The organism is Mumia sp. ZJ430 (assembly GCF_011751845.1).
Classification (GTDB): domain Bacteria; phylum Actinomycetota; class Actinomycetes; order Propionibacteriales; family Nocardioidaceae; genus Mumia.
The window spans coordinates 795,085-807,716 of record NZ_JAAHFK010000002.1 but is presented as its reverse complement, the minus strand read 5'-3'; the positions used below and the strand labels follow the sequence as shown (position 1 = coordinate 807,716).

10 protein-coding genes are annotated in these 12,632 nt (G+C 71.5%); 7 read left to right on the top strand and 3 right to left on the bottom strand.

What is annotated here, in order from left to right; all coding sequences use genetic code 11:
* The first annotated feature begins 1 nt into the window (after position 1).
* The 7 genes from HCT63_RS10385 (at position 2) to HCT63_RS10355 (ending at position 10,446) form a co-directional block, all read left to right on the top strand.
* Complete coding sequence (locus HCT63_RS10385) at positions 2–1,249, top strand: sugar ABC transporter permease (protein ID WP_167003828.1); 1,248 nt, start codon at positions 2–4, stop codon at positions 1,247–1,249.
* 55 nt (positions 1,250–1,304) lie between these two features.
* Complete coding sequence (locus HCT63_RS10380; RefSeq protein ID WP_167003827.1) at positions 1,305–1,997, top strand: hypothetical protein; 693 nt, start codon at positions 1,305–1,307, stop codon at positions 1,995–1,997.
* A complete protein-coding gene (locus tag HCT63_RS10375) occupies positions 1,997–3,544 on the top strand; it encodes a DNA polymerase Y family protein (protein ID WP_167003825.1) in 1,548 nt (515 codons plus the stop codon). Before HCT63_RS10380 ends, HCT63_RS10375 begins: the two co-directional genes overlap by 1 nt.
* An 83-nt stretch (positions 3,545–3,627) precedes the next feature.
* Entirely contained in the window at positions 3,628–7,065 is a 3,438-nt protein-coding gene (locus HCT63_RS10370; protein ID WP_167003823.1) for an error-prone DNA polymerase, read from the top strand.
* 122 nt (positions 7,066–7,187) lie between these two features.
* Positions 7,188–8,555: an NAD(P)/FAD-dependent oxidoreductase gene (locus tag HCT63_RS10365; RefSeq protein WP_208322366.1), complete on the top strand. Its 1,368-nt coding sequence runs from the start codon at positions 7,188–7,190 to the stop codon at positions 8,553–8,555.
* Complete coding sequence (locus tag HCT63_RS10360; RefSeq protein WP_167003819.1) at positions 8,552–9,499, top strand: bile acid:sodium symporter family protein; 948 nt, start codon at positions 8,552–8,554, stop codon at positions 9,497–9,499. The genes HCT63_RS10365 and HCT63_RS10360 overlap by 4 nt, the downstream gene beginning before the upstream one ends.
* Positions 9,496–10,446, top strand: coding sequence for an SDR family oxidoreductase (locus HCT63_RS10355; RefSeq protein ID WP_167003817.1), 951 nt, complete (start codon positions 9,496–9,498; stop codon positions 10,444–10,446). Before HCT63_RS10360 ends, HCT63_RS10355 begins: the two co-directional genes overlap by 4 nt.
* A 20-nt stretch (positions 10,447–10,466) precedes the next feature.
* Here the strand turns inward: HCT63_RS10355 and HCT63_RS10350 are convergent, their stop codons facing one another.
* The 3 genes from HCT63_RS10350 to HCT63_RS10340 are packed head-to-tail and all read right to left on the bottom strand — an operon-like array spanning position 10,467 to position 12,605.
* Entirely contained in the window at positions 10,467–11,339 is an 873-nt protein-coding gene (locus HCT63_RS10350) for an LLM class F420-dependent oxidoreductase (RefSeq protein WP_167003815.1), read from the bottom strand.
* A gap of 2 nt (positions 11,340–11,341) precedes the next feature.
* Positions 11,342–12,181 carry an aldo/keto reductase gene (locus HCT63_RS10345; protein WP_167003813.1) on the bottom strand — a complete coding sequence of 280 codons (840 nt, stop codon included), beginning with the start codon at positions 12,179–12,181 and terminating at the stop codon, positions 11,342–11,344.
* Between the two features lies 1 nt (position 12,182).
* The gene (locus HCT63_RS10340; RefSeq protein ID WP_167003810.1) at positions 12,183–12,605 is read right to left on the bottom strand and encodes a hypothetical protein; all 423 of its coding nucleotides are present in this window, start codon (positions 12,603–12,605) and stop codon (positions 12,183–12,185) included.
* Positions 12,606–12,632: the final 27 nt, after the last annotated feature.

The window sequence follows — 12,632 nt, the reverse complement described above, 5'->3', positions numbered from 1 at the left end:
CGTGAACGAACCCAGCGCGACAACCATCGCACGCGAGCTCGAGGATGAAGCCGTCCGCGAGCAGCAGGATCTGCGCGGACTCCTCACCGGCACGTGGGGCCGCATCCGCAGCGGTGACCTCGGAGCCTTCCCGGTGCTCGCCGGGCTGCTCATCATTGCGGTGATCTTCCAGTCGCTGAACTCCAATTTCCTGTCCTCGGCCAACCTGGTGAACCTGCTTCTGCAGTCCGCGGCGGTCGGGGTCATCTCGCTCGGCATCGTCTGCGTGCTGCTGGTCGGTCAGATCGACCTTTCGGTCGGTTCGGTGAGCGGACTGGCGGCGGCCGTCTTCGCGACCCTGTTCGTGAAGGAGGGCTGGCCGCTCGTCTTCGCCGTGGTCGGTGCGGTGGCGGTCGGTGTCGCGATCGGCTGGGTCTATGGCCAGGTCTTCAACCGGTTCGGCGTCCCGTCGTTCGTCATCACGCTCGGCGGCCTGCTCGGGTTCCTCGGACTCCAGCTGTTCGTGCTCGGTCCGTCGGGCACGATCAACCTCCCGTACGACTCGTGGCTGGTGCAGTTCGGTCAGCTGTCGTTCGTGCCGGCCTGGCTGTCGTACGTGCTCGTCGTCGTGGCGTGCGGCGGATTCCTCGTCTCCCAGTGGCTGCTGGCCCGCGAGCGGCACCGGCGCGGGCTGGTCGCGAAGTCGGTCCAGGTGATGGCGGTCCAGGCCGGTGTTCTGCTGGTCGCTCTGCTCTTCGCCGTCTGGTATCTCAACCAGTCGCGCGGCGTCGGCTGGATGTTCGTGTTCTTTGTCTCGCTGGTCCTGGTGATGCACTACGCCCTCACTCGCACCAGCTGGGGCCGGCACGTCTTCGCCGTCGGCGGCAGCGTCGAGGCGGCCCGGCGTGCTGGCATCAACGTGCGCCGGATCTACACGTCGGTGTTCGTGATCTGCTCGACGCTGGCCGCAGTCGGCGGCCTGCTGGCGGCGGGCCGGATCGCCGCCGCCTCGCAGAGCAGCGGCACCGGCGACGTCAACCTCAATGCGATCGCCGCCGCGGTGATCGGCGGCACGAGCCTGTTCGGCGGGCGTGGGTCGGCGTTCTCGGCCCTGCTGGGCATCCTTGTGATCCAGTCGATCTCGAGCGGCCTGATCCTGCTCAACCTGAGCTCGTCGCTGCGGTTCATGGTCACCGGTGCGGTGCTCGTGCTCGCGGTGATGGTCGACTCGCTGTCGCGCCAGAGCCGTACCTCGCACGGGAGAGGCTAGCTCCCGAGGTGGACGCCCGTTTGACTCCTTCGAACATGTGTTCGAACATGGAGGAGTGACGGGTGCAGCAGTTCTCGACCAGCTCGCCGCGCGGGTCCGCGCGATGGAGGGCACGGCGCCCGTACGCGATCGCTTGCCCACGCTGCCTGCGCTGAGCCAGGTCGTCCCTGGCGGTGTGCTCCGCGGGGCGACGTACGAGGTGAGCGCGTCGCTCAGCCTCTCCACCGCGCTCCTGGCGGGGCCCTCGACCGCCGGGGCGTGGTGCGCGGTCGTCGGTGTCCCTGAGCTGGGAGCCGAGGCGGCCGCCGCGCTCGGGGTGGCGCTGGAGCGGACGATCCTCGTCCCGACCCCCGGTGAGCACTGGCCCCACGTCGTCGGGGCGCTGGTCGACGTGACCGACGCGATCCTCCTGCGCCCGCCCACGGCCGTACGGGATGGCGAGGCGCAGCGGGTCGCGGCCAGGCTCCGTCAGCACCAGACCACCCTCGTCGTGCTCGCGACGGGGCCGGGGGCGTGGCCGCGTCCGCAGGGCCGGCTGGAGGTCAGCGAGAGCAGCTGGACGGGCATGGGCGGTGGCCACGGCCACCTGCGGCGTCGCCGCGTCACCGTCTCGGCGACCGGACGCTGGGGTCGCCCCCACCGGACGCAGCTGTGGCTGGACGCTGCGGCCCTGCCGGACGTCCCCGTCGTCACGCTCCCGGCGGACGACACCTGGCGTCGTCCCGGCCGACTCGAGGTGGCGAGCTGATGTCGCGCACTCTCGTGCTGTGGTGCCCGGACTGGCCAGTGCGGGCGGTGACGCACACCGGGGCAGGTGTCGACCTGCCCCGTGGTGCGCCGATCGCGTTGTTCGAGCACGGCGAGGTGAGGGCGTGCTCCGCCTCGGCCCGTGCCGACGGGGTGCGGCGCGGTCAGCGGATGCGTGACGCGCAGGCCCGCTGTCCCGAGCTCGTGACGCTCGACTACGACCCCGGCCTGGACGTCCGTGCCTTCGAGCCGGTACTGGCCGCCGTGGAGGAGATCGCGCCGGGTGTGCAGCCGCTGCGCCCGGGGACGTGCGCCGTACGGGTGACGGGGCCGGGTCGCTACTTCGGCGGCGAGGAGCACGCGGCGGCGGTGCTGGCGGAGCGGCTCGTCGAGCTCGGTGTCGACGACGTGCGGTTCGGCGTCGCCGACGCGGTGTTCGCCGCCGAGCAGGCTGCGCGGCAGGCGCTCCCGCAAGGCAGCGTGGTCGTCCCGCCGGGGGAGGCGGGCGCGTTCCTGCGCGACCTGCCGGTGGGGGTGCTCGACCGGCCCGACCTGGTGAGTCTGCTGCAGCGTCTCGGGCTGCGCACGCTCGGCGCGTTCGCGGCGCTGCCGCAGACCGACGTGCGCACCCGCTTCGGCGACGACGGGACGCTCGCCCACCGGCTCGCCCGGGGGGTAGACGACCGTCCCTTCGCGGGGCGGCGCCCGCCCTCGGACCTGGAGCGCGAGGTGACGTTCGAGCCGCCGCTCGAGGACGCGGAGGCGGTCGCCTTCAGCGTGCGTCGTACGGCCGAGACGTTCGTGTCCGCGGTCGCCGCGCGGCAGATGGTGTGCACCAGCGTCTGGATCGAGGTGCACACCGAACGCGGTGAGACCTCCGAGCGGCAATGGCTGCACCCGCGATGGTTCGACGCCGGCGATCTCGTCGACCGGGTGCGCTGGCAGCTGCAGGCAGGGGCCGTGTCGGCAGTGGCCGCACCGGTGAGCGCGGTGAGGTTCGTCCCCGCCGACGTCGCCCCGGTCACCGACCATGCCGAGGGCCTGTGGGGGAGCGGCGCCGACGCGCGGGTCCACCGGGCTGCCTCAAAGGTGCAGAGCATGCTCGGCCGGGAGGCGGTGCTGTCGGCGGTGGTCGGGGGCGGACGGGGCCCAGCGGACCGGCAGACGCTGGTGCCCTGGGGTGACCCGCTCACGGCTGACCGGTCGGCGAGCCCGCCGTGGCCGGGCAGCCTGCCCGCTCCGGCTCCGGCGACCGTGTACGACCCGCCGCGCCCGGCGCAGGTGGTCGGGGCCTCGGGCCAGCAGGTCACGGTGAGCGCGCGGGGGATGGTGACGGCGGCGCCGGCACGGTTCGGCGTGGAGGGTCGACCGGCGCAGGGACTGCAGCCTGTCGCCGCATGGGCCGGGCCGTGGCCGGTCGACGAGCGCTGGTGGGACGCCGACCAGGCGGTGCGGGCGGCGCGGTTCCAGGTGGTCGGCGTCGACGGCAGCGCGTGGCTGCTGCGGGTCAGCGACGGCACCTGGTGCGTCGAGGCGCGGTACGACTGACCGCCCGGACGGGCCGGGACGTCATACGGAACGGGGGTCCCGACCCGCAGAACGTATGACGTCAGGGAGGAGGTGATCGGCTGATGGGGTTCAACAACCCGGACATGCCGTGGTCGGAGCTCGAGCGACGGTTGTCGGGTCGGCTGCTGCCCGAGGAGTCGAGCGACTTCGACGTCCCCGACGGCGGGGACGGGCCGGCGTTCTCGCGCAAGCGAGCCCCGTACGAGCCTTCCGACGCGGTCGACGCGCCCGTGCCCGACGAGCCGTACGTCCCGTACGCGGAGCTGCACGCCCACTCCGACTTCAGCTTCCTGGACGGCGCGAGCAGTCCCGAGGCGCTGGTCGAGGAGGCGGTGAGGCTGCGGCTGGCCGGGTTGGCACTGACCGACCACGACGGCTTCTACGGGGTGGTGCGGATGGCGGAGGCGGCCGCGATGCACGGCCTGCCGACGGTGTTCGGGGCGGAGCTGTCGCTGGCGCCCGACGGCGCCCGGCTGACGAGCCCTCGGCAGGCCAGCGCCGACCCCGAGGGTACGCACCTGCTGGTGCTCGCGCGTGGCCAGGAGGGCTATCACCGGCTCGCCGGCGCACTCACCGCTGCGCACCTGGCCGGTGGCGAGAAGGGGCGACCGTCGTACGACCTCGACGATCTCGCCGACCGCCTCGGCCGGCACGCGATGGTGCTGACCGGGTGCCGCAAGGGCGCCGTACGCCAGGCGCTCGTGGGCCCGTCCGGCGCGGAGGTCGACGACGTGGCGGCGGAGAAGGCGGTCCGCGCGCTGCTCGACCTGTTCGGCGGCGACCAGGTCCTCGTCGAGCTCACTGATCACGGCGACCCGTACGACTCGGTCCGCAACGACGCGCTCGCAGCGGTCGCGAACCGCCTGGGGCTGCCCACCGTGGCGACCGGCAACGTCCACGCGGCGACGCCGGCCGATCGCAGGCTCGCGGGGGCGGTCGCTGCCGTGCGTGCGCGCCGCAGCCTAGACGCGATGGACGGTTGGCTGCCCGCGGCCGGGCCCCCGTACCTGCGCTCCGGGGCCGAGATGGCGCGCCTGTTCGCCCGCTATCCCGGGGCGATGGAGCGGACCGTCGACATCGCCGCCGACCTCGCGTTCGAGCTGCGGCGGGCCAAGCCGCGACTGCCGAAGCAGAAGGTCCCCGCCGGTCACACACCGATGTCGTGGCTGCGCGCGCTCGTACGGAAGGGGGCGGCGGAGCTGTACGCGGACGCGCCGCCCAGCACGTACGAGCGGCTCGAGGCTGAGCTCGCGGTGATCGAGGAGCTCGACTTCCCGGGCTACTTCCTGATCGTCCACGACATCGTTGCGTTCGCGAAGGGCCGCGGGATCCTCTGCCAGGGCCGAGGCTCCGCGGCGAACTCCGCGGTCTGCTACGCCCTGGGGATCACCGCGGTCGACTCCGTGAAGTTCGACCTGCCGTTCGAGCGGTTCCTGTCCGCGAGCCGCGAGGAGGAGCCCGACATCGACGTGGACTTCGACTCCGACCGGCGCGAGGAGGTGATCCAGTGGGTGTACGCCCAGTACGGACGTCACAACGCCGCGCAGGTCGCCAACGTCATCTCGTACCGGCCGAAGTCCGCCGTCCGCGACATGGCCAAGGCGCTCGGCTACTCCCAGGGGCAGCAGGACGCGTGGTCCAAGCAGATCGACCGCTGGAGCAGCCTGCCGCGCGACGAGGCCACCGAGGACGTGCCGGAGCCGGTGCTCGACCTGGCCGAGGAGCTCCTCAAGGCGCCGCGACACCTCGGCATCCACTCCGGCGGCATGGTGCTCACCGACCGGCCGGTGGGGGAGGTGTGCCCGATCGAGCACGCGCGCATGGAGAACCGCACCGTCCTGCAGTGGGACAAGGACGACTGCGCGTGGATGGGGCTGGTCAAGTTCGACCTGCTTGGGCTCGGGATGCTCGGCGCGATCCAGCACACCTTCGACATCGTGGCCGAGCACATCGGCGAGCAGTGGAGCCTGGCGTCGATCCCGAAGGAGGAGAAGGGCGTCTACGACCAGCTCTGCCGCGGAGATTCGGTGGGGGTGTTCCAGGTGGAGAGCCGGGCGCAGATCGGGACGCTGCCCCGGCTGAAGCCGCGCGAGTTCTATGACCTGGTGTGCGAGATCGCGCTGATCCGACCGGGCCCGATCCAGGGTGGCGCGGTGCACCCGTTCATCCGGCGGCGTACGGGGCAGGAGCCGATTACCTACCTCCACCCGGCGCTCGAGCCTGTGCTGCGTCGTACCCTCGGCGTCCCGCTGTTCCAGGAGCAGCTCATGCAGATCGCGATGCAGATCGGCGGCTGCACCGGCGACGACGCCGATCTGCTGCGTCGCGCGATGGGGTCGAAGCGCGGCGTGGAGAAGATCGAGCGGCTCCGCGCCAAGCTGTACGCGGGCATGGCCGCGCACGGCATCACCGGCGACCTCGCCGACGAGATCTACCTGCGGATCGAGGCGTTCGCGAGCTTCGGGTTCGCCGAGTCGCACTCGATCAGCTTCGCGCTGCTGGTGTACGCGAGCACGTGGCTGCGGCTGCACTATCCGGGCGCGTTCCTCGCGGGGCTGCTGCGGGCGCAGCCGATGGGGTTCTACTCGCCGGCGAGCCTGGTCGCGGACGCGCGGCACCACGGGGTGGAGGTGCTGCGGCCCGACGTGAACCTGTCCGGCGCCGGAGTCGACCTCGAGGCTTCACCCGCGAGTCACTCTGCCGGGCACGACGCGTGCCTCGTCCAGGACCAGCCGCCGGTCGGGGAGTTTGACGCGAGCGTCCCGTTCGACCACACGTGGCACCGCCGCGACGGGCGGTTCGTCGTACGGCTCGGGCTCGCCGGAGTCACCTCGGTGGGCGAGGACGCCGCGATGCGGATCGTCGCCGAACGCGCCCGCGGCGGACCGTACGCCTCGATGACCGATCTCACCCGCCGTGTCGCGTTGAGCGCCGCCCAGGTCGAGGCGCTGGCGACCGCGGGGGCGTTCGAGGGGTTCGGGCTGTCGCGTCGCGAGGCGCTGTGGTCCGCGGGGCCCGCCGCTCAGGAGAGCCCCGGCCAGCTCGAGGGGACGACGGTGCTCAGCGGGGCGCCGATGCTGCCGGGCATGAGCGACGCCGAGATCACGATGGCCGACCTGTGGGCGACGGCGATCGCGCCGGACAGCCACCCGATGGACCACGTGCGCGAGGCGATGCGCGTACGAGGGGTGCTGCGGGTGGCAGACCTCGCGGGGGTGGAGCCGGGCTCGCGTGTCGAGGTCGGGGGCCTGGTCACGCACCGGCAGCGGCCGGCGACCGCGGGAGGGGTGACGTTCCTCAACCTCGAAGACGAGACGGGGATGCTCAACGTGATCTGTACGGCGGGCCTGTGGGCGCGCTACCGGCGGATCGCCCGCGACTCCAGCGCGCTGGTCGTCCGCGGGATCGTCGAGCGGCGCGACGGCGCGACCAACCTGCACGCCGACCGGCTGGAGCGGCTGCCGATCACGATGCGAACGACGTCGCGCGACTTCCACTGAGACGCGCGGTGGTCGCACGCGCGACTGCGATATTCCGGTCACCGTGAGCGGAAGGCGGCGTGACCGGAGGATCTCCTGGGATGCGGCCGGGGGCCCGCAAACCGTCTGGCACACTGAGGCGCGTGTCCAAGATCACATCGGACGGCGATGCCGTGCCGGCCCTTCCGTACGCCGTCATCGGCGCCGGGCCGTCGGGTCTCGCGGCCACCCGCGCCCTGACGAAGCGCGGCTTCGACGTCCTCGGGTACGAGATGGGGGACGACGTCGGCGGACTGTGGGACATCGACGGACCGCGCAGCACGGTGTACGAATCGGCGCACCTCATCTCGTCCAAGACGACCACGCAGTTCGCCGAGCACCCGATGCGTGACGACGTCGCCGACTACCCGAGCCACCGCGAGCTCAAGCGCTACTTCCACGAGTACGCCGACCGGTTCGGCCTGCGCGAGCGCTACCGCTTCGGTACGGAGGTGACGCGGGTCGAGCCGCATCCGGACGGGGGGTGGGTGGTGTCGTGGGTCTCGACAGGCTCGACCGGCGGGGGAGGGCGGGTCTCGACAGGCTCGACCGGCGAGGGAACAGGCGAGGACCGCGTCGCTGGTGTCGTCCTCGCCAACGGCACGCTGTCGGAGCCGAACGTGCCGCAGCTCAAGGGCCACTTCGACGGCGAGATCGTCCACACCAGCGCCTACAAGAAGGCCACCGTCTTCGCCGGCAAGCGCGTGCTCATCATCGGCGCGGGCAACTCCGGATGCGACATCGCCGTCGACGCAGTCCACCACGCCGAGTCGGTCGACATGAGCGTGCGGCGCGGCTACTACTTCGTCCCGAAGTATCTGTTCGGCAAGCCCGCCGACACGCTCAACCAGGGCAAGCCGCTCCCGCCGCGGATCAAGCAGGCGATCGACACCCGCGTGCTCAAGCTCTTCACCGGCGACCCGGTCAAGCTCGGCTTCCCGAAGCCCGACTACAAGATCTACGAGTCCCACCCGATCGTGAACTCGCTGATCCTCCACCACCTTGGCCACGGCGACCTCAGCATCAAGCCCGACGTCGACCACGTGGACGAGGCCACCGTGACGTTCGCGGACGGGACCACCCGCGACTACGACGTGATCGTCCTCGCCACCGGCTACCGGCTGCACTACCCCTTCGTCGATCCCGCACTCCTGCGCTGGAACGGTTGGTCGCCGCAGCTCTACCTCAACATCTTCACGCCGGCCGCCGAAGGCCTGTTCGTCATGGGCATGGTCGAGGCGTCCGGCCTCGGCTGGCAGGGCCGGTACGAGCAGGCCGAGCTCGTCGCGTCGTACCTCGACGCCAAGCAGCACCGTCCCGCCCAGGCCGCGGCTTTCGAGGCCAAGTCCCGGGGCCCGCTCCCGGACCTGTCGGGCGGCTACCGCTACCTCGGGCTGGAGCGCATGTCGTACTACGTCAACAAAGACGCCTACCGTACGGCGGTCCGCGCCGCGATCGAGGAGCTCTCATGACCGACCTCGCCCTCCTCTCGGCAGCCGACGTCGACGCGATCAGCATCTCGTTCAACGAGTCGTCCCTCACGCTGCTCAAGATCGTCATCGGCACGATCCTCTTCGGCATCGCGCTCGACACCCGGCTTGAGGACTTCCGCGCGGCCGCCCGCAAGCCGGTGGCGATGGGGGTCGCGATCGCCGGGCAGTTCCTCCTGCTGCCCGCGATCACGTTCGTCCTCACGCTGATGCTCAACGTCCGCGGCTCGGTCGCGCTCGGCATGATCCTCGTGGCGTGCTGCCCGCCGGGCAACGTCTCGAACATCCTCACCCACCGCGCCCGCGGCGACGTCGCCCTGTCCGTCGCGATGACGTCGGTCGGCAACGTGCTGGCGATCTTTCTCATGCCACTGAACTTCGCGTTCTGGGGCGGGCTCCATCCGACGGGCCAGGACTTCCTCGCCGACATCGAGGTGAGCCCGTGGGACATGCTCAGCGAGGTCCTCCTCGTGATCGGCCTGCCGTTCGTCCTCGGCATCACGATCGCCCGGCTCTGGCCGAAGGTCGCCGCCCGTGCCCATGGCATCGTCAGCAAGGTCGCGTTCCTGGCGCTCGGCGCGATCATCCTGGTCGGGATCTCCAGCAACTGGGACGTCTTCGTCGACTACATCGGGGTCGTCGTCCTCGCGGTGTTCCTGCACGACGCGCTCGCGATGGCGCTCGGGTACGGCATCGCACGCGGGGCCCGTCTGTCCGACCGGAGCACCCGCGCGATGACGTTCGAGGTCGGCATCCGCAACGCCGGGCTCGGGCTGCTGCTCGTCTTCGAGTTCTTTGACGGGCTCGGCGGCATGGCGCTGGTCGCTGCCTGGTGGGGGATCTGGGACATCATCGCGGGACTCGTCGTCGCGACCCTCTGGGCGCGAAGGCCTGTGCGCGCCGACAAGAAGGGGGTCCCGGCATGAGCCGACGTGTCCTGGTGACCGGCGGCTCCGGCTTCCTCGGCTCGTCCGTCGTCCCCGGCCTCGCGGCCGACCCCGGAGTCGCGCTGGTCGTGAGCGGCGACGTCCGCGACCCACACGAGCGCGTCGACGGCGTCACGTACGCGCACCTCGACGTCACCGACGCCGCGGCCGTCTCCGACGCCGTTGCCGAGCACGAGATCGACACGATCGTCCACCTCGCCTCCATCGTGAACCCGCCGCCGGGCATGACGGACGACGTCGCGTACCGCGTCGACGTCGAGGGCAGCCGCCACGTCCTGGACGCCGCGGTGGCACACGGGGTACGGCGCGTCGTCGTGTCCTCCAGCGGCGCCGCCTACGGCTACCACGCCGACAACCCCGCCTGGATCACCGAGGACCAGCCCGTACGAGGCAACGACGCCTTCGCGTACAGCCGTCACAAGCGGCTCGTCGAGGAGCTGCTCGCCGAGGCCAGGCGAGACCACCCCGCGCTCGAGCAGACCGTCCTGCGGATCGGCACGATCCTGGGGGAGCGGGTCGACAACCAGATCACCGACCTGTTCCGCAAGAAGCGGCTGCTCAAGATCGCCGGGTCCGACTCGCCGTTCGTGTTCGTGTGGGACACCGACCTCACCGCGATCGTCGTCCGCGCCGTGACCGCCGACGTGACGGGCACGTTCAACGTCGCGGGTGACGGAGCGCTGACGATCGACGAGATCGCGTCACGGCTCGGGCGCGGCACGCTCGCGATCCCGGAGGTCGCGCTGCGCGGGGCGCTCGCCGTCGCGAAGCCGTTGCGGCTCACGCAGTACGGCCCGGAGCAGACGACGTTCCTCCAGTACCGGCCCGTCCTCGACAACACGCGGCTCAAGACGGTGTTCGGGTACACCCCCGAGCACACCTCAGCGCAGGCGTTCGACGCGTGGAGGATCGCGCAAGGGCTCTGACGCGGGCCCCGGGCCAACGCCTACAACCCGGCCGCGGGCTCCACGACGTGCTCGACGACTCCGCGCGCGAACGCGACCAGATCCGGCTCCGGCGGCATCACGAACACCTCGTCGAAGCCGACCTCTGCGTACGAGGCGAGGGTGTCGGTGAACGCGCCGTCGAACGGCACCGGCCCGTTCCACAGGATCGTCTTGCGGATCTCCTCGTACGGTCGCCCGACCGCGGCGCAGTGCTCGCGCAGGACGGCGAGCTTGTGCGCCACGCCGTCGGTCCCGTACCCCGGCTGCGCAAACAGGTTGCACGCGTCCCCGTACTGCGCCGCCAGCCGCAGCGTCTTGCGCTCGCCGCCTCCGCCGACCATCACGGGCACGGGCCCGAGCGGCTTCGGGGAGCAGAGCGTCTCGGCGAGCTGGTAGTAGCGACCCTCGTACGGCCCGTCGTCGTCGCCGAACATCTGCACCACGATCTGCAGCGTCTCCTCGAGCCGCGCCAGTCGCTCGCCCGCCGGCCACACGGGCACGCCCAGCCCACGCTGCTCGCGCTCGTACCAGCCCGCGCCGATGCCGAGGCCTGCCCGACCTCCGCTGAGGACGTCGAGCGACGCGACGATCTTCGCGAGAAGCCCGGGGTGGCGGTACGGGACACCGGTGACGAGCACCTGCAGCCCCACGCGCTCCGTCCGCGCCGCGAGGAACGCGAGGGTCGTGTACGCCTCGAGCATCGGGTCGGGCGCACCGCCGGCGTAGTGCTCCATCTGGAAGTAGTGGTCCATCACCGACAGCGCGCGCAGACCGCCGCCGTCCGCGATCGCGCCCACCTCGGCGTACGTCGGCGCGATCGCCGCTGCACCTCCCGGGACGTCGAAGCGCGGGAGGTGCAGCGAGACGTCCATGCCTAGGCCGCCGCGTCGAGCTCGGCCACGGTCGCCGCGTCGAGGACGAGCTCAGCGGCCGCCAGGTTCTCCTCCAGGTGCGCGACCGACCCCGTCCCCGGGATCGGCAGCATCACCGGCGAGGTCTGCAGCAGCCACGCCAGCGCCACCTGTGCGGGCGTGGCGTCGTACGCCTTCGCCGCCTGATCGACCGGCCCGTCCGGCGAGGCGAGGTCGCCGGCGTCGACCGGTGCCCACGGGATGAAGCCGATGCCGTGCTCGGTGCAGTAGTCGAGCACGTCCGCCGACGAGCGGTCGACCAGGTTGTAGCGGTTCTGGACCGTCACCACCGGGACGTACGACCGCGCCTCCTCGATGTCGGCCACGGTGACCTGCGACAGCCCGACGGCCCGCACCTTGCCGTCCTCGCGCAGCTGGGCGAGGGTCTCGAACTGCTCCGCGCGCGGCGTCTTCGTGTCGATCCGGTGCAGCTGGAACAGGTCGATGACGTCGGTGCGCAGGCGGCGCAGGCTCATCTCGACCTGCTGCTGGAGGTACTCGCGGCGGCCCACGGGCCACCACTCGTCCGGACCAGTCCGTACGAGGCCGGCCTTGGTCGCCACGACCACGCCCGGGGCGTACGGCGCCAGCGCCTCGGCGATGATCTCCTCGCTCACAAACGGCCCGTACGAGTCGGCGGTGTCGATGAAGTCGACGCCGAGCTCGACGGCGCGCCGTACGACCGTCCGGGCGACCTCACGGTCGGCGGGCTCTCCCCAGATTCCGGGGCCGGTGATGCGCATGGCTCCGAAGCCGAGCCGGTTGACCGTGCCCACACCGTCGATGTCGAACGTCGTGCTCATCTCACTCCTCGTCGCTGGCGGCGAGCGTCTCGTAGTACGCCCGACCCGCAGGGTAGTAGGAGTCCCAAGCGGGCTCGACCTCGTCGGCCATGCGGGCGACCAGCCGGTCGAGCAGGTAGTCCCCGCGAGGCCCGCGCTCACCGAGCATCGCAGCATCGACGTCGTGGAGCACCAGCTGCATGTCGGTCGCACCGTCGTCGCGCTCGCGCAGATAGACGTCCATCACCGGCCCGCCGTCGCCGATGCGGACCGTCGCATGTTCGGGACGGTCGGTCGTCAGGACGGTCGCCTCCTCGTCGCCGAACGGGGGAGGGAACATCGCCTGGTCCCATGCGTCGGTGGGCGCTGCCGGGAGGATCCGGGTGTAGACGATGTCCGCGTGGTCCTCGTGCCGGCGCATCCGCCCGGTGGGGAGGTGCTTCATCTGCCCACCCTCGCACCCGGCGGCCGT

Bases quoted from the DNA above. Each gene is read 5' to 3' on its own strand.
- HCT63_RS10375 (WP_167003825.1), top strand. From the start codon at position 1,997: ATGTCGCGCACTCTCGTGCTGTGGTGCCCGGACTGGCCAGTGCGGGCG.
- HCT63_RS10370 (WP_167003823.1), top strand. From the start codon at position 3,628: ATGGGGTTCAACAACCCGGACATGCCGTGGTCGGAGCTCGAGCGACGG.
- HCT63_RS10360 (WP_167003819.1), top strand. From the start codon at position 8,552: ATGACCGACCTCGCCCTCCTCTCGGCAGCCGACGTCGACGCGATCAGC.
- HCT63_RS10355 (WP_167003817.1), top strand. From the start codon at position 9,496: ATGAGCCGACGTGTCCTGGTGACCGGCGGCTCCGGCTTCCTCGGCTCG.
- HCT63_RS10350 (WP_167003815.1), bottom strand. From the start codon at position 11,339: ATGGACGTCTCGCTGCACCTCCCGCGCTTCGACGTCCCGGGAGGTGCA.
- HCT63_RS10345 (WP_167003813.1), bottom strand. From the start codon at position 12,181: ATGAGCACGACGTTCGACATCGACGGTGTGGGCACGGTCAACCGGCTC.
- HCT63_RS10340 (WP_167003810.1), bottom strand. From the start codon at position 12,605: ATGAAGCACCTCCCCACCGGGCGGATGCGCCGGCACGAGGACCACGCG.